Genomic DNA, 18,319 nt, shown 5'->3' on the forward strand with positions numbered 1-18,319 from the left:
TCAGCTTCTCTTCTTGAGCGCGGCCTCATAGCCGGCGCGCGCTTCGTTGACTTCGTTCCGTTCGGAGACTTCCGGCACCGCGACATCCCACCAGTGGCCGCCGGCATCCGGCGTCGGATAGGGATCAGTGTCGATCACAATCACGGTCACCACGCTCGCCTCGCGCGCCGCCGCCAGCGCTTCGTCAAGTTCCGCGATCGAGGCGACCTTGGTGGCGTTCGCGCCCATTGCCGCAGCGTGAGCGGCGAAATCGATGGCGATCGGGTTTTCGTGATTGGAATGGGCGTAGAGGTTGTTGAACTCCGCGCCGCCGGTCGCCATCTGCAGCCGGTTGATGCAGCCATAGCCGCGATTGTCGGTGATCACGACGGTGATCTTGACGCCCATGGCGACGGCGCTCGCGAGTTCGGAGTTCGCCATCATGTAGGAGCCGTCGCCGACCATGACGATCACGTCGCGCTCCGGCTCCGCCATCTTGATGCCGAGCCCGCCGGCGATCTCGTAGCCCATGGTCGAGAAGCCGTATTCCATGTGGTAGGAGAGCGGCAGCTTCGCCTTCCAGAGCTGGTGCAGTTCGCCCGGCATGGTGCCGGCGGCGCACATCACCACTGTGTTGTCGCGCGCGGCGCGCTGAACGGAGCCGATCACCTGCATGTCGGTCGGCAGCGCGTTGGTGTCCTCGGGCTTCGCGGTATAGGCGTCGGCCTTCGCAAACCATTCGGCCTTCAGCTTCGCATCGGGTGCCGCAAAGCGTTTGTCGCCCAGCGCCGCGCTCAGCTTTTCGAGCCCGACGCGGGCATCGGCCACCAGCGGGATCGCATCGTGCTTGGCGCTGTCGAAGGGCTGCACGTTGAGCGCCAGGATCCGGCGATCGGGATGGCTGAACAGCGACCACGAGCCGGTGGTGAAATCCTGAAACCGCGTGCCGACGCCGATCACCAGATCGGCCTTTTCGGCAACCGCGTTGGCGCTTGCCGTGCCGGTAACGCCAACCGCGCCGAAATTCAGCTCATGATCCCACGCCAGCGCGGATTTCCCGGCCTGCGTCTCGACAACGGGAATGCAATGCCGCTCGGCGAATGCCGCGAGCGTCTCCGTCGCGCCGGAAAAATGCACCCCACCGCCGGCGACAATGACCGGGTTCTTCGCCGCCTCGATCGCCGCGACAGCGGCTTCGAACTCGGCCGCATCCGGCTCCGGCCGGCGCTGGCGCCAGACCTTCTTCTGAAACAGCGTCTCGGGAAAATCAAAGGCCTCCGCCTGCACGTCCTGGCATAGCGACAGCGTCACCGGGCCGCATTCGGCCGGATCTGTAAGCACCCGCATGGCGCGTGGCAAGGCTGTGATCAGCTGTTCGGGGCGCATGATGCGGTCGAAATAGCGGCTCACCGGACGGAAGCAGTCATTGACGGTCATGGTGCCGTCGCCGAAATCCTCAAGCTGCTGCAGCACCGGGTCGGGTCCGCGATTGGCGAACACATCGCTCGGCAGCAACAGCACCGGCAGGCGGTTGACATGGGCAAGGGCGGCCGCCGTGACCATGTTGAGCGCGCCCGGGCCGATGGAGGAGGTGACCGCCATCGCGCGTGTGCGCCGTAACTGCTTGGCATAGGCGATCGCGGCATGGGCCATGGTCTGCTCGTTCTGGCCGCGATAGGTCGGCAGCGTGTCGCGCATGCCGTAAAGCGCCTCGCCCAGCCCCGCGACATTGCCGTGGCCGAAGATCGCCCAGACGCCGGCGATGAAGGGCTCGCCATCCTCGTTATACTGGTTGGCGAGATAGCGGACGGTTGCCTGCGCCGCCGTAAGCCGGATGGTTTTCATGCTGCATTCTCCTTGCGCGCGCGGTCCCAGACTGCGGCGAGACTGCGATATTTTTCCGCCATTTCGGCAATGGCGGTATCATCGTCAATGCGGCCGGCGAGCCATTTGCGCGCGGTTTCTCCGAATATGGTGCGGCCGACGGCGAAGCCCTTGACCAGATCGAATTTCGCGGCGGTCGCGAAGCTTTCCTCCAGTTCGGCGGCGGGCGCGTCGAGCCCCAGCACGACGATGCCGCGCACATAGGGGTCGTGGCGGTTGATCGCCGCGCATGCCTTTTCCCAGGCCGCTCCAGACTTCATCGGCTCCAACTTCCACCAGTCGGGATAGACGCCGATCTCATAAAAGCGGTCGATGATGGCGGCCGTGGTGTCGTCATCCGTGCCGGCGACCTTGGACGGGATCACCTCCAACAGGAATTCAAGCCCGTTGCGGCGCGCCGCGGAAAACAGGCGCGACACCGTCGCCTCCTGATCGGCACGCATGGCGGCATCATCATCCGGGTGATAGAAGCAGAGCACCTTGACGACATTGTCGACCGGCCATTCGCCGAGCCCGCCGAAATCCGGGCCGATCTCGGCCTCGGTCTCAAGCGGGCGGGAGCCGGGCAGTTCCACCGGACGACCGATCCAGAGCCCCGTGCCGGTGGCGGCATAGAGCGCATCGCGCCCGAGCCGGCCATCACAGAGAATGCCGTAGCCGGGCCTGCCATCGGCAACGCGCAGCGCCGCCTTCAGGCAGAGTTCCTTGAACGGGCCGAGTCTGTCATGCGCAACGCCCGCCTCGTCCGCCATCTCCTCAAGCTGGATGCGGTGGTCGAAGGCGAAGACGCGCATTTCCGGCCAGTCGCCCGTGCGGTTGGTCGACCAGTGCACCTGCTCGAGCGCCTTGTCCTTGCGCAACGCCTTGTCGCGAATGCCGGTGCGGAAGAAATACTGCAGCTCCTCCCAGCTCGGGTAAGCCGGCGTACAGCCGTGGCGCGAGACGGCGAACGCCCCGCAGGCATTGGCGTATTTCAGGCTTGTCGGCCAGTCCTCGCCGGTCAGCCAGCCTTTCAGCAGGCCGGACATGAAGCCATCGCCGGCGCCGAGCACGTTGAACACCTCGATCGGGAACCCTTCGCCGGTCTGGCCATCATCGAGGCTCGCCGGAATATCGCCATCAAACACCACCGCGCCCATCGGGCCACGCTTGCACACCAGCGTTGCCTTGGAGACCTTCCGCACCGCCTTCAGCGCCGCAAGCGTATCGGTGCTGCCGCCGGCGATGTGGAACTCCTCCTCCGTGCCGACGATCAGATCGAACAAGCCGAGCGTGGATTGCAGCTTGGCGGTAACGGCATCCGATTCGATGTAGCGGCTTTCGCCCGCGCCATGGCCGGCAAGGCCCCAGAGATTGGGGCGGTAGTCGATGTCGAGCGCGGTCCGCGCGCCGTTTTCGCGCGCCAGCCGCAGCGCCTTCAGCACGGCGGCCTCGGTGCGGGGATGGGAAAGATGCGTGCCGGTGGCGCAGATGCAGCGCGCCTCGGCGATATAGGCCGGATCGATATCGTCTTCCGACAGCGCCATGTCGGCGCAGTTCTCGCGGTAGAAGATCAGCGGAAACTGTTCCTGGTCGCGGATGCCGAGCAGAACCAGCGCCGTCAGCCGCTCCGGATCGGTCTTCACGCCGCGCACATCGACGCCCTCGCGCACCAGCTGTTCACGGATGAAGCGGCCCATATGCTCGTCGCCGACGCGCGTCAGCAGGCCGGACTTGAGGCCGAGACGCGCCGTGCCGGCCGCGATGTTCGTGGGCGAACCGCCGATATATTTGTTGAAGGAGGCCATGTCCTCCAGCCGCCCGCCAACCTGCGCGCCATAAAGATCGACCGACGACCGGCCGATGGTGATCAGGTCAAGTGACGACAATAATGCCTCCCTGCCGGACATGCCTGCCGGCCTGCGCGCCATGTAGGGTCATGGCGTCCGTTTCGCTCATTTTTGGATTATAAATTCTATTTTTTGGTATTTCAATATTAATATTCGGATTTCGAGGCTCACGATCCGTTGCGCGCGGTGCCGACGGCGACCGTCAGGGCAATCGCCAGACCGAGCGTGGCGGACAGAGAACGGAAGGCGCCGAAATCGACCTCCGAGACCGAAAGCGTCGTCGCCGAAAACGGTCGCAACGGGCTGACGACAGTGTCGGTAATGCCGATTACCGGAATGTCGTTGCCTGCCGCCTGCTCGGCGAAGGCCACCGTCTCGGCGGTATAGGGCGCGAAGCTGATGGCGATCACGACATCGCCCGGCCGCACCGCCTGATAATTGGCAAGCCCGCCGACCGCGCCGTGCAGCATGGCCGGCACATTCATCCGCTCGAAGGCATAGGCGATGTAGGTCGCCACCGAAAACGCGCGCCTGAGGCCGATGATGTGGATCATCGCCGCGCCGGAGAGCAGTTCCACCGATTTTTCAAGCTCCGCCGGTTCCACCGTCTTCAGCAGGCCTTCAAGCGAGGTCCTCCCGGCATCGGTGAATTCGGCAAGCAGCGCCACCGGGCTTCCGGCCGCCGTTTCGCGCAGATGCTTGAGCCGGGTGCGATAATCCGGCCAGCCGCCGACATAGGAATCGCGAAACAGTTTCTGCATTTCCGAAAAGCCGGAAAAGCCGATGATCTGGCAGAATCGCATGAAGGCCGAGGGCTGAACGCCCGCGCCATCGGCCATTTCCGCCACGGTCGAAACCGCGATCCTGTCCTGGTTGGCGGCCACGAAATCGGCGCATTGGCGCAGCCTCTTCGGCATTGTGCCGGCAAGCTCCGCCAGTCGTTCCTCGAATTCCCTGATCGTGGCCGGCGCCGTCATGAATTCCCCTCAACAATGATATTGACATAAACCATGCTGCAAACTAGCAAAATGGAATATATATTCCAACAAGATTTACGCCGCCGGCATGGCCGGCAGCGCTCACGGGGAGGATAACATGGTCACGACGATAGCGCTGCTGGGCGCAGGCCGCATCGGCAAGGTACATGCAAAGGCGATCGCCGAGGACAAGCGCGCCCGGTTGGTGGCGGTCGCCGACGCCATGGCACCGGCCGCCGCCGCGATCGCCGAGGCGACCGGTGCCGCGGTGATGACCATCGACGCGATCGAGGCCGATGGCAGCATTGACGCGGTGATCATCTGCACCCCCACCAACACCCATGCCGACCTGATCGAGCGCTTTGCTCGCGCCGGCAAGGCGGTCTTCTGCGAAAAGCCGGTGGATCTCGATGTCGCCCGCGCCCGCGCCTGCGCCGATGTGGTGAAACAGGTGGGCGGGCGCGTCATGCTCGGCTTCAACCGCCGCTTCGATCCGCATTTCCTGGCAGTGCGCAAGGCGATCGACGATGGCCGGATCGGCGATGTCGAGATGGTGACGATCGTGAGCCGCGACCCCGGCCCGCCGCCGGCGGAATACATCAAGGTCTCGGGCGGCATGTTCCGCGACATGACCATCCATGATTTCGACATGGCCCGCTTCCTGCTTGGCGAGGAGATCGCGACCGTTTCCGGCACGGCGTCCGTGCTGGTGAACCCGGAAATCGGCGAACTCGGCGATTACGACAGCGCCAGCCTGGTGCTCGCCACCGCAAGCGGACGCCAATGCGTGATCTCGAATTCGCGCCGCGCGGCCTATGGCTATGACCAGCGCATCGAGGTGCTGGGATCGCTCGGCTCGGTGTCGGCCGAAAACCAGCGCCCGGTCTCGATCGAGATCGCCAACAAGGACGGATACACCCGCCCGCCGCTGCATGATTTCTTCATGACCCGCTACACCGCCGCCTATGCTGCGGAAATCTCCGCCTTCATTGACAGTATCGAAAACGACACCGCCCCCTCGCCCTCGATCGAGGACGGATTGATGGCGCTGGCGCTTGCGGATGCGGCCGTGCGGGCGGTGAAGGAGAAGAAGACGATCGCGGTCGGCTGAACGTCGGACGCTCCGCACTGCCGCCATCAAATAGGAGCAACGCAGGGAACACGGCACACGCCGCTGCAAAGGCGTGCACCATGCGCTTTGGCCGCTCTCGAAAGTCAATGCTCTGTCGCAAAAACTTCATAAAGGCTTTGTTGCACAACAGTGCATTCCAAAGCAGAATGAGGTTGTCGAGGGGGAACGATGGCCGAGAAAGAATTTGTCAGCGCGCAGGAAGTCGCTCGCCGCGCCGGTGTTTCCCGATCCGCCGTCTCGCGCACCTTCACGCCGGGCGCCAGCGTTTCGGCGGAAACGCGCCGCAAGGTGATGGCGGCGGCCGAGGAGCTTGGCTACCACGTCAATCATCTCGCCCGCGGGCTGATGCGCAATGAAAGCGGGATCGTCTGCCTGATCGCCTCCGAGGTCGCCACCCCCTACCGTTCGGCGCTCGTCAGCGCCATTACCCAGAAACTGCAGGATCGCGGCAAGATCGCCATGCTGGTCAACACCGACCGTTCCGACGGCAGCGCCGACAAGGCGTTGCGCCAGGCGATCAGCTACCGGGCGGATGCCTCCATCATTCTCTCGGGCCTGCCGGACAAGTCGATCGTGCAGCTCTGCCTACGCAACGGCCAGCGGCTGGTGCTGATCAACCGCGATGACGACCAGGAAGGCCCGCTCAGGATCAATTTCGACAATGACGAGGCCGCGCGGCGGATCCTGACCGCCTTCCTGCGCGCCGGCTGCCGCCGCCTCGCCTTCGCCAATTCGGCCTCGATGACGCCGAGCCTGTTGGCGCGCGAGCGTGGCTTCCTGGCCGCGGGACAGGCCGAGGGCATCGAGGTGATCGTCGAGCGCTACGGCCAGACGGCCTATGCGTCAGGCCGCACGCTCGCCCAGCGCATGCTGACCCGCAAGGACCGGCCAGACGGGGTGTTCTGCGCCACCGACCTGCTCGCCTGCGGCTTCATGGATGCCGCGCGCAACCAGTTTTCGCTGTCGATCCCCGATCAGCTTTGCGTCGCGGGCTTCGACAATATCGAACAGGCCGGCTGGGAATCCTATGATCTCACGACCTTCGACCAGCCGGTGGACCAGATCGCCCAACAGGCGGTCGACTGGCTCTCCGCCCCGCTTTCCGCGCCCGCTGCCGACCCGACCGTGACGCTGCATGCCGAGCTCGTATGGCGCTCGTCGATCCGCGGCGGATAAAGCGTCGGGCGGAAAAGTGGTCACCGGTTTTCCGCTAACCCGACGCGCCAAAAGAACGACTCTGGAGCATCGGGCGATGCCGACCAATCGCCCGATGCTCCAGCGCCATCAGCCATCCTCTGAAATGCCGTTTTCCTTGATCGACTGCATCGCCATATAGGTCGAGGTCGAGGCCACATGCGGGAGCGTCGAAATCCGCTCGGCGAGCACCCGGCGATAGGATCGCATCGAGGCGGTGCGGATTTTCAGCAGGTAATCGAAGCGTCCCGCGATCATGTGCACCTGCTCGACCTCCACAAGCCCGACCACCGCCTTGTTGAACTCCGACAGCGCCTTTTCGCGCGTATCCGACAGCTTCACCTCGACAAAGGCGACATAGTCGAGCCCCAGTTGAATGGGATCGAGAATGGCGCGATATCCCCTGATGATGCCCGCCTCCTCCAGATGGCGCACCCGCGCCTGGGTCGGCGATTTCGACAGGCCGATGCGTTTGGCGAGATCCGTGATCGAGATGCGGCCGTTCTCGGCCAGCGTGTTCATGATGGCGCGGTCGAATCGGTCGAGATCGGCACTGCTCTCATTCACTGAAAAACTCCTCAAATTCAGACGAAACGATAATATTTTTCATATCAATCAGGCAAAACGCCTGCCGTCTACCGATTATAATAGGGTAATCCAGAGGGAATTGTCATGACAGAAAACACTGAGGCAGACCTGCGCAACGCTATCGACGCGGGAACCTATGCCGACGAATCGCAGCTGATCGAGCGGCTGCGCGATGAGGCCCGGCTCTCCGCCGAGGATCGCGCCCGCATCTCGGAAAACGCGGCCGATCTGGTGCGCGCCATCCGCAACCACGCCAAGCCCGGCATGATGGAAGTATTCCTCGCCGAATACGGCCTTTCCACTGATGAGGGCATCGCGCTGATGTGTCTGGCCGAGGCGCTGCTTCGGGTGCCTGACGCCGAAACCATCGACGCGCTGATCGAGGACAAGATCGCGCCGTCGGACTGGGGCCGGCATATGGGGCATTCCACCTCGCCGCTGGTCAATGCCTCGACCTGGGCGCTGATGCTGACGGGCCGGGTTCTCAAGGAAGAAAACAAGGGCGTGGTGAGCACGCTGCGCGGCGCGGTCAAGCGCCTCGGCGAACCGGTGATCCGCACCGCCGTCGGCCGCGCGATGCGCGAGATGGGCTCGCAATTCGTGCTCGGCGAGACGATCGCATCCGCCCTCAAGCGCGCCTCCAACATGGAGGCAAAGGGCTATACCTACAGCTACGATATGCTGGGCGAGGCCGCTCGCACCGAGGGCGACGCCAGGCGCTATCACCTCGCCTATTCCCGGGCGATCGGCGCGATCTCCGAGGCCGCGACCGCCGACGATATCCGCAACAATCCCGGCATATCGGTCAAGCTCTCCGCGCTCCACCCGCGCTATGAGGAGGCCCAGCATGACACGGTGATGGACCATGTCGTGCCGCGGCTGCGCACGCTCGCCCAGCTTGCCCGCTCCGCCGGCATCGGGCTCAATGTCGACGCCGAGGAGGCCAACCGGCTCAGCCTGTCGCTGGACGTGATCGAGGCCGTGCTTTCCGAGCCGTCGCTTGCCGGGTGGGACGGGTTCGGCGTGGTGGTGCAGGCCTATGGCAAGCGCGCCGGGCCGACCATCGACTGGCTTTATGACCTTGCGACGCGGCTTGACCGCAAGATCATGGTGCGGCTCGTCAAGGGCGCCTATTGGGACACCGAAATCAAGCTTGCCCAGGTGGAAGGCATCGACAGCTTCCCGGTGTTCACCGCCAAGCCCGCCACCGACATTTCCTATATCGCCAATGCCCGCAAGCTGCTCGGCATGACCGACCGGATCTACCCGCAATTCGCCACCCACAACGCCCATAGCTGCGCGGCGATCCTGGATATGGCCGGCGACAACCAGTCCTGGGAATTCCAGCGCCTCCACGGCATGGGCGAGGCGCTGCATTCGATCCTGAAGGAGCGCCACAACACCCATTGCCGGATCTACGCCCCGGTCGGCGCGCATCGCGACCTGCTGGCCTATCTCGTGCGCCGCCTGCTGGAAAACGGCGCCAACTCCTCCTTCGTCAACCAGATCGTCGACGAGGACGTGCCGCCGGAAACGGTCGCCGCCGATCCATTCGACAAGGTGAAGCCGACGAAGCTTCGCACCGGCACGACCCTGTTTGCGCCGGAACGACGGAACTCCACCGGCTTCGATCTCGCCCACCGGCCGACGCTGGCTATGATCGACGAGGCGCGCGGCCGGTTCGAAACGCACCAGTGGCACGCGGCCCCGCTGATTGCCGCAGAGGCCCCCGCCGGCGAAACCGCGTCCGTGCCCAACCCGGCCCGCACTCATGATGTCGTGGGCTCGGTCACCTGGGCGACGGCTCAGACGGTTGACGCCGCCTGCGCTGCCGCACGGCCCTGGGATGCCGATGCCGCAACCCGCCGCGCGGTGCTGGAAAAGGCCGCCGATCTCTACGAACAGAATTTCGGCGAGATTTTCGCGCTCGTCGCCCGCGAGGCCGGCAAGACGCTGCCGGACGCGGTTGCCGAACTACGCGAGGCGGTGGATTTCCTGCGCTACTATGCCGGGCAGGCCGAGGGCGCGCCACCGATCGGCGTGTTCGCCTGCATCAGCCCGTGGAACTTTCCGCTGGCGATCTTCACCGGCCAGATCGCGGCAGCGCTCGCCGCCGGCAACGCGGTGCTTGCCAAGCCCGCGGAGCAGACCCCGCTGATCGCGTGGCGCGCCTGCCAGCTTCTCCATGAGGCTGGCGTGCCCGAAACCGCGCTTCAGCTTCTGCCCGGCGCCGGCGATGTCGGCAAGGCGCTGACCTCCAACCCGGCCGTCGGCGGCGTCGCCTTCACCGGATCGACGGAGACGGCACAGATCATCCACCGCGCCATGGCCGAGAACCTCGCGCCCGGCGCACCGTTCATCGCCGAAACCGGCGGTCTCAACGCGATGATCGTCGACAGCACCGCGCTGCCGGAACAAGCGGTCGCGGCAATCGTCCAGTCGGCCTTCCAGTCGGCCGGCCAGCGCTGCTCGGCGCTGCGCTGCCTCTATGTCCAGAAGGACATTGCCGAGCACTTCCTGCGCATGCTGACCGGCGCGATGGATGCGCTGAGGATCGGGCGGCCATGGCAGATTTCCACCGATGTCGGTCCGGTCATCGATGCCGAGGCCAAGGCGGGCATTGCCGAATATCTCGCCGTCGCCGAGGACGAGGGACGCATCCTCAAGACGACGACGACGCCGGATACCGGCCATTTCATCGCCCCGACCCTGATCAGGATCGGCGGCATCGCGGATATGGAGCGCGAAATCTTCGGCCCGGTCCTGCATGTCGCGACCTTCGAGGCGGACGAGATCGATGCGGTGATCGATGCCATCAACGGCTCCGGCTATGGCCTGACCTTCGGCCTCCAGACCCGGATCGACGACCGCGTGCAGCACGTTTCCGACCGCATCCAGGCCGGCAATATCTACATCAACCGCAACCAGATCGGCGCGATCGTCGGCAGCCAGCCCTTCGGCGGCGAAGGCCTGTCCGGCACCGGCCCGAAGGCGGGTGGCCCGCGCTATCTCGACCGCTTCCGCAAGCACGCGGCCGAGAGCGTCGACGAAGCCTGGGACACCGAAATGTCGCCGGCAGCGCTGAGGGATGAAATTTCGCGCGCCGCCCTCGAGTCGGGCCGGGTGTTCCGCGACACGCTGCCGGGACCGACGGGCGAATCGAACGTGCTCACCGCGCTGCCCCGCGCGCCGTTGCTCTGCCTCGGCCCGGGCAAGGAGGCCGCCAGAAAACAGGCGATCATGGTCGGCGCGCAGGGCGGTCGCCCCGCCGTCGCAACCGGCGCGATCGCGCCGGAAAGCCTTGCCGATCTGGAAGGCGTTTCAGCCGTTCTCTGGTGGGGCGACGAGGAGACCGCGCGGGCGCTCCGCAAGGCACTCGCCAGCCGCAAGGGCCCGATCCTGCCGCTGGTAACGGGCGCGCCCGATGCCGGCCATGCGCTCAAGGAACGCCATGTCTGCGTCGACACCACGGCGGCGGGCGGCAACGCCAAGCTGCTTGGCGGCGTGAGCTGAGCCAAAAAGACTGTTAGCCAACCGGCCGGAAGACGATATCCGCCGGGCGGCTGCGGTCAATGACGGTCTTCGCATTGGGGAGGTCGTTTTCATACGCCTTGGCATGCGCCGCTTCCGGCGCAAAACCCATGTCCTTCCAGCGCTGCAGCAGCCGGCGCTCCAGAACCTCGAAGGGCACATCCAGGCTGATGGTCAGGTCGAAAATGGCGCGAAGATCGCGCCAGCCCGGCTCATCCAGCAACAGATAATTGCCCTCGACCACCAACAGCGGTATCGAAGCGGGAACGGCGCGCGCGCCTGCCCGCGAGATTTCAAGCTTCCTGTCGAACAACGGAACGACAACCTCGTCTTCCTCATTGGCGCTCAGGCGCCGCAGCATCGCCGCGAGCCCACCGACATCGAACGTATGGGGCGCGCCCTTGCGCGACAGCGCCCCGCGCGCCTCCAGTAACCCGTCATCGAGATGAAACCCGTCCATCGGAATGACCGCGGCAGAACCCGGCGTCCGCCGGTTGAGGCGGGCAACGAGATCGTCCGCGACCGTGGACTTGCCGCTGCCGGGCGCCCCCGCGATTGCCACCAGCCGGCGACCACCCGACAAGGCTGAAAGCACATCAAGCAGCTCTTCGACCCTGGTTATTGTCTTCGGCATGGTCCCTCCCCCGGCGCAGTTTTGCCAGGCACCCGTCTTGAAGCGCTGCCGGCAATAATGGGGCCGACTGTCCCTCAGAAAGCGCGACAAAACAAGCGAATAGGCCGGCCCCGCCGCCCCGCTGGACACAACTTGTCCACATACCGGCTTTAAAAATGTCAGAACACGTTTGACATACGCAAAGCGATGCCATTAAAAGACAATTGTCGAGCATAATTTTACATTAGTTCGATAGACTGAGAATGGGAGGAATTGTCGTGACGGCTTTGCTTGAGGTGCATGGGCTCGGAAAATCGTTTTCCGGGGTGCCCGCGCTGATAGACGGCGCATTCCGGCTGATGCCGGGATCTGTCCACGCGCTTTGCGGCGGCAATGGCGCCGGCAAGTCGACATTCCTCAAGATCGTCATGGGCATCCAGCCGCGCGACCGCGGCACAATCAAGCGCAATGGCGAGACCGTGCAGTTCTCCTCTCCCGGCGAGGCGCTCGCCAACGGCATCTCGATCATCGAACAGGAACTGAGCCCCGTGCCGGCGATGACGGTGGCCGAAAACATCTTTCTCGGGCGCGAGCCGAGCGGCGCTTTCGGCCGGATCGATTTCAAGTCCATGAACGCCAAGGCGCAGGACCTGCTCGACGGGCTGAAATTCACCATCCGCGCGACCGACATGATGATGGATCTGACGGTCGCCCAGACCCAGCTCGTCGAGATCGCCAAGGCGCTCTCTTACGATGCCGAAGTCATCATCATGGACGAGCCGACATCGGCGCTCGGCGAGGCCGAGGCCGACCAGCTTTTCGAGGCGGTGAAGACGCTGAAGGCGCGCGGCAAGGGCGTGATCTATGTCAGCCATCGCCTCTCCGAAATCTTCACAATCTGCGACAGCTATACTGTTTTCCGCGACGGCCGCTTCGTCGAGGACGGCGCGATGGCCGATATCGACAAGGATCGCCTGATCAGCCTGATCGTCGGGCGTCCGCTGACGGAGGAATTCGTCAAGGACAACACCGCCGGAACCGAGCCAACCCTGCGCGTCGAGGGTCTGGCCGCCAATCATGGCGTGCGCGACGTTTCATTCGAGGCCCATCGCGGGGAAATTCTGGCGCTATACGGGTTGATGGGCTCCGGGCGCAGCGAGATTTTCGACAGGTTGTTCGGCCTGTCGGACGAGACCGCCGGCACGATCGAGATCAATGGCGTTCGCCAGCAGATCACCCGCCCCGCCCAGGCGATCGCGGCGGGCCTCGCCTATGTTACCGAGGACCGCAAGGTCTCGGGCCTCGTTCTCACCGGCGATGTCCGCGAAAACCTTTGCCTCGCGACCCTCGACCGGATGTCGACCCCGCTGATGATGAACGGCAAGGCCGAAACCGAAGCCGCAGGGCGCATGGTCGAAACGCTCAACATCAAGACCGCATCGCTGAAGCTCGGCGTTTCCAACCTTTCCGGCGGCAACCAGCAGAAGGTGGTGCTCGGCAAATGGTTCCTGACCGAGCCGAACGTGCTGCTTCTGGATGAGCCGACCCGCGGCGTCGATGTCGGCGCCAAGCGGGAAATCTATCGCGTCATGTCCGATTTCGCCAAGGGCGGCGGGACCGTGATCATGATCTCTTCCGAAACCGACGAAGTGCTCGGCATGGCCGACCGCGCCATCGTGATGCGCGATGGCCGCGTCGCCGGAACCCTGGATCGGGCGGAAATGTCCGCCGAAAAACTGCTGCATCTCGCGGCGTAAAAACGTGACGCAGGGCGGGACGCCGCGACGAGCGCGCGTTTTTCACCTGCCGATAACCCGTCAATCGGGGAGGACCATACGTTGACTGACACTGAGAATGCCAAAACCCCGGCGGGCGCCGGAACCGAGCAGAAGCGGCCGATGACCGAGCGGCTGGGGCCGATCGCCCAGCGCTACGGGATATTGATCGCGCTGATCCTGGTCTGCATCGTGCTCTCGATCGTCAGCGAGAATTTTTTAAGCCCGCGCAATATCGTCAACGTGCTGCGCCAGACCTCGATCAACGGCATCCTCGCCATCGGCATGACCTTCGTCATCCTGACGCGCGGCATCGATCTGTCGGTCGGCTCCGTGGTCGCCCTTGCCGGCGTGGTCTCGGCCTCATTCGCCACGACATCTTCCAGCGCCTTCATTCCCGGCACGCCCTATATCGCGCCGATCGCGATCGTCATCGGCCTTGCCGCCGGCATCGCCATGGGCGCGATTTCCGGCACGGCGGTGGCACGGTTTTCCGTACCCGCCTTCGTCGCCACGCTCGGCATGCTGTCGGCAGCGCGCGGGCTGACGCTGATCTATTCCGGCGGTCGTCCGATCCCGGCGCTGACCGACGGCTATCGCTGGATCGGCACCGGCGATGTGTTCGGACTTCCGATCCCGATCATCCTGTTCGCCCTGGTGTTCCTCGTCGCCCATTTCGTGCTGACCAACACAAGGTTCGGCCGCCACATCTATGCCGTCGGCGGCAATCCGCATGCGGCCAAGGTCTCCGGCCTCAGCGTCAACCGCATCCGCTTCATGGTCTACGTCATTTCCGGCGCGCTGGCCGGGCTCGCCGGCATGGTGCTTGCCGCCCGCACGGGTTCCGCGCTGCCGCAGGCCGGCGTCGCCTATGAGCTTGACGCAATCGCTGCGGTGGTGATCGGCGGCACCAGTCTTTCCGGTGGCATCGGCCGGGTCAGCGGCACCGTCATCGGCGCGCTGTTGATCGGCGTGATGAATAACGGCCTCGATCTGCTGGGCGTCGAATCCTACTACCAGCAGGTCATCAAGGGCGCGCTGATCGTCGCCGCCGTCATGCTCGACCGCTCGCGCAAGAGCGAAGCCTGAAATCCGGCTCTGCCGGTTCTTCCGCGCCGCAAATTCGCAGTCCGTTTTAACAAGCTGCGCGGCACCCACCATGTCACCAAAGGGAGGAAACCCGACATGAAACTTCGTAATATCCTGGCAACCACAGCCCTGGTCGGCGCCGCATTCGCCGCCACCACCGCCAGCGCACAGGACCCGCTGAAGATCGGCGCCGCCGTTTACGGCCTCAACGCCGAATTCATGCAGCTCTGGGCCAATGCCGCAGAAAACCACCCCTCGGTGAAGGACGGTTCCGTCGACCTGACCATCTTCGACGGTCGTTATGACGCGCTGGTCCAGCAGGAACAGTTCGAAACCATGATCACCCAGGGCTATGACGCCATCGTCTTCGTCCCGATCGACATCGAAGCCGGCGCAACGGCCGTCGAATCCGCCTCCGATGCCGGCATTCCGGTGGTCGGCTCCAACACCCAGGTCAACTCCGATCTGCTGACCTCCTATGTCGGCTCCGACGACGTCGAAGCAGGCTATCTCGAAGCCAAGGCCGTGCTCGATGACATCAGCTGCTCCGGCGATGTCGTCATCATCGAAGGCCCGATCGGCCAGTCCGCGCAGATCCAGCGCGGCGAAGGCAATGAGAAGGCAATCGCCGAATGCGGCGACGGCGTCAGCGTTGTCGAACAGCAGACCGCCAACTGGAGCCGCGCGGAAGCGCAGTCGCTGATGGAAAACTGGCTGACCGCCCATGGCGGCGACATCAAGGGCGTAATCGCGCAGAATGACGAGATGGCGCTCGGCGCGATCGAGGCGATCAAGGCCGCTGGCCTCAACGTCAGCGATTTCTCGATTGCCGGCGTCGACGGCGTCACCGATGCGCTGGAAGCCGTCAAGCGCGGCGACATGCATTCGATCCTGCAGGATGGCCAGGCCCAGGCGCTCGGCGCAATCGACGTCGCCATCAAGGCCGTTAACCCGGACTATCAGCCGACCTCTGGCATCTGGGAAAAATACCCGGAAATGCAGTGGAACAACGGCGAATCCAAGCAGTACAATGTGCCGTGGACGCCGGTGACCGCCGACAATGTCGACGAACTCCTGCAGCAGCGTCAGTAAATCCGAATACCGCCTGCGGCCGATAGCGGCCGCAGGCGACCCGTCGCGGCACGGCCGTTACAGCAGCCAGAAGAAAGGACGTTTCGATGGCGTCTTCCCCTGAATTTTCACTTGCCGGCAAGGTCGCGGTCGTCACCGGCGCGGCATCCGGCATCGGCGCGGCGATTGCCCGAGCGTTTGCTGCCAAGGGCGCGCGCGTCGCCATTCTCGACATGAACCGCGATGCGGCCGATGCCATGGCCGCCGAGCTCGACGGCGCGAAGGCGTTTTCCTGCAACGTCACCGACAGCGACAGCATTGAAACCGCGGTCGCCGACGTCAAAGCCGCGCTCGGCGAGATCGATATCCTCGTCAATTCGGCCGGCATCGTCGACCTCGCCCCCGCCGAAGAGCTTTCGAAGGCCGCCTGGGACCGCACCATCGCCGTCAACCTGACCGGCACCTATCTGATGTGCCAGTCCGTCGGGCGCGCGATGATTTCCGCCGGCAAGGGCGGGCGGATCGTCAACCTCGCAAGCCAGGCCGGCTCGGTCGCCATCGAAGGCCATGTCGCCTATTGCGCCACCAAATTCGCCGTCATCGGCGTCACCAAGACGCTGGCGCTCGAATGGGGCAAGCACGGCATCACCACCAATTCGATTTCGCCCACCGTGGTGATGACCGATCTCGGCCGCAAGGCATGGGAAGGCGAAAAGGGCGACGCGATGAAGGCCCAGATCCCGAGCGGCCGCTTTGCCGAGCCGGAAGAAATCGCCGCCGCCGCCGTGTTCCTCGCTTCCGATGAGGCGGCGATGATCAACGGCGCCGATCTTCTGGTCGATGGCGGCTACACCGTCCGGTAAATGATGAACGATAAGGTCGCTTCAATGCAGAGATTTATCAACAACCCCGACGATCTTGTCGACGAGACCGTGGCCGGTTTCGTCCGGGCCCACCGCGATCTGGTGCGGCTCGACCCGGCCAATCCGCGCGTGATCGTATCGCAGACAGCACCGGTTTCCGGCAAGGTCGGCATCGTCACCGGCGGCGGTTCGGGCCACGAGCCGGCCTTTATCGGCTATACCGGCCGCAACATGGTGGACGCGGTCGCCGTCGGCGAACTGTTCTCCTCACCGACGGCCAAGAGCTTTGCCGATGCGATGCGCGCCGCCGATGGCGGCGCGGGCGTCGCCGTGCTTTACGGCAATTACGCCGGCGACAACATGAACGTCAAAATGGCCGCCGGCATGCTTGAGAAAGAGGGCATCGAGGTCGCGACCGTGGTCGCTAATGACGATGTCTGCTCCGCGCCGCTTTCCGAGCGCGAGAAGCGCCGCGGCGTCGCCGGCGAAATCTTCATGTGGAAGATCGGCAGCGCGGTTGCCGCCAAAGGCGGATCGCTTGCCGATGTGCAGGCCGCCGCGCAAAAGGCGATCGACAGCGTACGCTCTGTCGGCGTCGGGCTTGGCCCCTGCACCCTGCCGGCCGTCGGCCATCCGAATTTCCAGATCGAGCCGGGCACGATGGAGGTCGGCATCGGCCACCACGGCGAGCCTGGCACCCGCGTGGAACCGCTGAAGAGCGCCAACGCGGTCGCCGCCGACATGGTCAAGATCGTCATGGACGATCACGATCTGCCGAAGGGCAGCGAAGTCGCCGTGCTGGTCTCCGGGCTGGGCGCAACCCCGGTCAACGAGCTTTATGTGCTTTACGACCGTATGGAGCAGGAAATCGAGGCGCGCGGCGCGACCGTCTACCGCGCCTATGTCGGCAATTACTTCACCTCGCTGGAAATGATCGGCGCGACGCTCTCGGTCATGGTGCTGGATGATGAGATGAAGGCGCTGCTGGATATGGAAGCGTCCGCGCCCGGCTTCAGCCAGACCGGCAATGCCGCGCCGGCAATCCAGCGATCCGCAGCAAAGGCTGCCACCACCGCTCAGGCGAAGACGGCAAACACCGAGAACGACGCGCCGCGCGCGCCCGAAACCATCAACGGCCCTTCGGTGAAGAATGCCGGCAATGCGGCGATCGTCGAGGAGATCGCGGCGGTGATCATCGAGAACAAGGCCTGGCTTTCGGAAATCGACGGCAAGATCGGCGACGGCGACCACGGTATCAACATGGCCAAGGGTTTCGGCCGCGCGGCCGAGCGGATCGCCGGCTCATCGATGCCGCTTGACGAGGCGATGAGCGTGCTGTCGGATGTTCTGATGTCGGAGATCGGCGGCTCCATGGGCCCGCTCTACGGTCTGATGTTCCAGGAAATGGCGTCATCCATCAAGGGCCGCACCGCCATCGACGCCGATGCGTTTTCGCAGATGCTGAATGCGGGTCTTTCGGGCGTACGCTCCACCGGCTCGGCCAAGGTCGGCGACAAGACGCTGATCGACACGCTGGTTCCGGCCGTCGAGGCATTCGATGCCGCGAAGGCTGACGGTTTCGCCCCTGCCCTTGCAGCCATGGCGAAAGCCGCGGAAAAGGGTCGCGATTCCACCGTCGATCTGGTTGCCCGCATCGGGCGCGCCAGCCGGCTCGGCGAGCGCTCGCGCGGTGTTCTGGATGCAGGCGCCACCTCTTGCTGCATGATCCTGACCGAACTTGGAAACGGGTTCTCCCGCCGCCTTCAGGATTGATGAAGGCGGCGCGGGCGGGCA

The 18,319-nt window shown here is 64.5% G+C and carries 13 protein-coding genes; 8 read left to right on the forward strand and 5 right to left on the reverse strand.

The window, feature by feature from the left end; translation table 11 throughout:
• The 3 genes from iolD to K7H91_RS07005 form a co-directional block, all read right to left on the reverse strand.
• Positions 1–1,824, reverse strand: a complete 1,824-nt coding sequence (gene iolD / locus K7H91_RS06995; protein ID WP_230719480.1) for a 3D-(3,5/4)-trihydroxycyclohexane-1,2-dione acylhydrolase (decyclizing) — start codon at positions 1,822–1,824, stop codon at positions 1–3.
• Positions 1,821–3,731 carry a bifunctional 5-dehydro-2-deoxygluconokinase/5-dehydro-2-deoxyphosphogluconate aldolase gene (locus K7H91_RS07000; RefSeq protein WP_419197449.1) on the reverse strand — a complete coding sequence of 637 codons (1,911 nt, stop codon included), beginning with the start codon at positions 3,729–3,731 and terminating at the stop codon, positions 1,821–1,823. Before K7H91_RS07000 ends, iolD begins: the two co-directional genes overlap by 4 nt.
• Positions 3,732–3,859: 128 nt before the next feature.
• Entirely contained in the window at positions 3,860–4,669 is an 810-nt protein-coding gene (locus K7H91_RS07005; RefSeq protein WP_230719482.1) for a MurR/RpiR family transcriptional regulator, read from the reverse strand.
• Positions 4,670–4,787: 118 nt separating this feature from the next.
• On the opposite strand from K7H91_RS07005, the gene iolG reads away from it, so the two are divergent.
• Together iolG and K7H91_RS07015 are read left to right on the forward strand one after the other, a co-directional pair.
• Positions 4,788–5,780 carry an inositol 2-dehydrogenase gene (gene iolG / locus K7H91_RS07010; protein ID WP_230719483.1) on the forward strand — a complete coding sequence of 331 codons (993 nt, stop codon included), beginning with the start codon at positions 4,788–4,790 and terminating at the stop codon, positions 5,778–5,780.
• Between the two features lie 189 nt (positions 5,781–5,969).
• On the forward strand, positions 5,970–6,977 hold the full coding sequence (locus K7H91_RS07015) for a substrate-binding domain-containing protein (RefSeq protein WP_230719484.1): 1,008 nt from the start codon (positions 5,970–5,972) through the stop codon (positions 6,975–6,977).
• Between the two features lie 108 nt (positions 6,978–7,085).
• On the opposite strand, the gene K7H91_RS07020 is transcribed toward K7H91_RS07015, so the two are convergent.
• A complete protein-coding gene (locus tag K7H91_RS07020) occupies positions 7,086–7,562 on the reverse strand; it encodes an Lrp/AsnC family transcriptional regulator (protein ID WP_330165994.1) in 477 nt (158 codons plus the stop codon).
• 105 nt (positions 7,563–7,667) lie between these two features.
• Between K7H91_RS07020 and putA the strand changes: the two genes are divergently transcribed.
• Positions 7,668–11,096, forward strand: a complete 3,429-nt coding sequence (putA, locus tag K7H91_RS07025) for a bifunctional proline dehydrogenase/L-glutamate gamma-semialdehyde dehydrogenase PutA (protein WP_230719485.1) — start codon at positions 7,668–7,670, stop codon at positions 11,094–11,096.
• 13 nt (positions 11,097–11,109) lie between these two features.
• On the opposite strand, the gene K7H91_RS07030 is transcribed toward putA, so the two are convergent.
• Complete coding sequence (locus K7H91_RS07030) at positions 11,110–11,748, reverse strand: nucleoside triphosphate hydrolase (RefSeq protein ID WP_230719486.1); 639 nt, start codon at positions 11,746–11,748, stop codon at positions 11,110–11,112.
• A gap of 257 nt (positions 11,749–12,005) precedes the next feature.
• On the opposite strand from K7H91_RS07030, the gene K7H91_RS07035 reads away from it, so the two are divergent.
• The 5 genes from K7H91_RS07035 (at position 12,006) to dhaL (ending at position 18,298) form a co-directional block, all read left to right on the forward strand.
• On the forward strand, positions 12,006–13,484 hold the full coding sequence (locus K7H91_RS07035) for a sugar ABC transporter ATP-binding protein (protein ID WP_230719487.1): 1,479 nt from the start codon (positions 12,006–12,008) through the stop codon (positions 13,482–13,484).
• 81 nt (positions 13,485–13,565) lie between these two features.
• Positions 13,566–14,591, forward strand: coding sequence for an ABC transporter permease (locus tag K7H91_RS07040; protein ID WP_230719488.1), 1,026 nt, complete (start codon positions 13,566–13,568; stop codon positions 14,589–14,591).
• Between the two features lie 96 nt (positions 14,592–14,687).
• Positions 14,688–15,683 (forward strand): substrate-binding domain-containing protein, encoded by a 996-nt coding sequence (locus K7H91_RS07045; protein ID WP_230719489.1) that lies wholly within the window; start codon positions 14,688–14,690, stop codon positions 15,681–15,683.
• An 86-nt stretch (positions 15,684–15,769) separates the two neighbouring features.
• Positions 15,770–16,525 (forward strand): GolD/DthD family dehydrogenase, encoded by a 756-nt coding sequence (locus tag K7H91_RS07050; protein WP_230719490.1) that lies wholly within the window; start codon positions 15,770–15,772, stop codon positions 16,523–16,525.
• Positions 16,526–16,549: 24 nt separating this feature from the next.
• On the forward strand, positions 16,550–18,298 hold the full coding sequence (gene dhaL, locus K7H91_RS07055; protein ID WP_230719491.1) for a dihydroxyacetone kinase subunit DhaL: 1,749 nt from the start codon (positions 16,550–16,552) through the stop codon (positions 18,296–18,298).
• Positions 18,299–18,319 lie beyond the last annotated feature (21 nt).

It is taken from the genome of Martelella mediterranea (assembly GCF_021021415.1).
GTDB classification, from domain to species: domain Bacteria; phylum Pseudomonadota; class Alphaproteobacteria; order Rhizobiales; family Rhizobiaceae; genus Martelella; species Martelella mediterranea_C.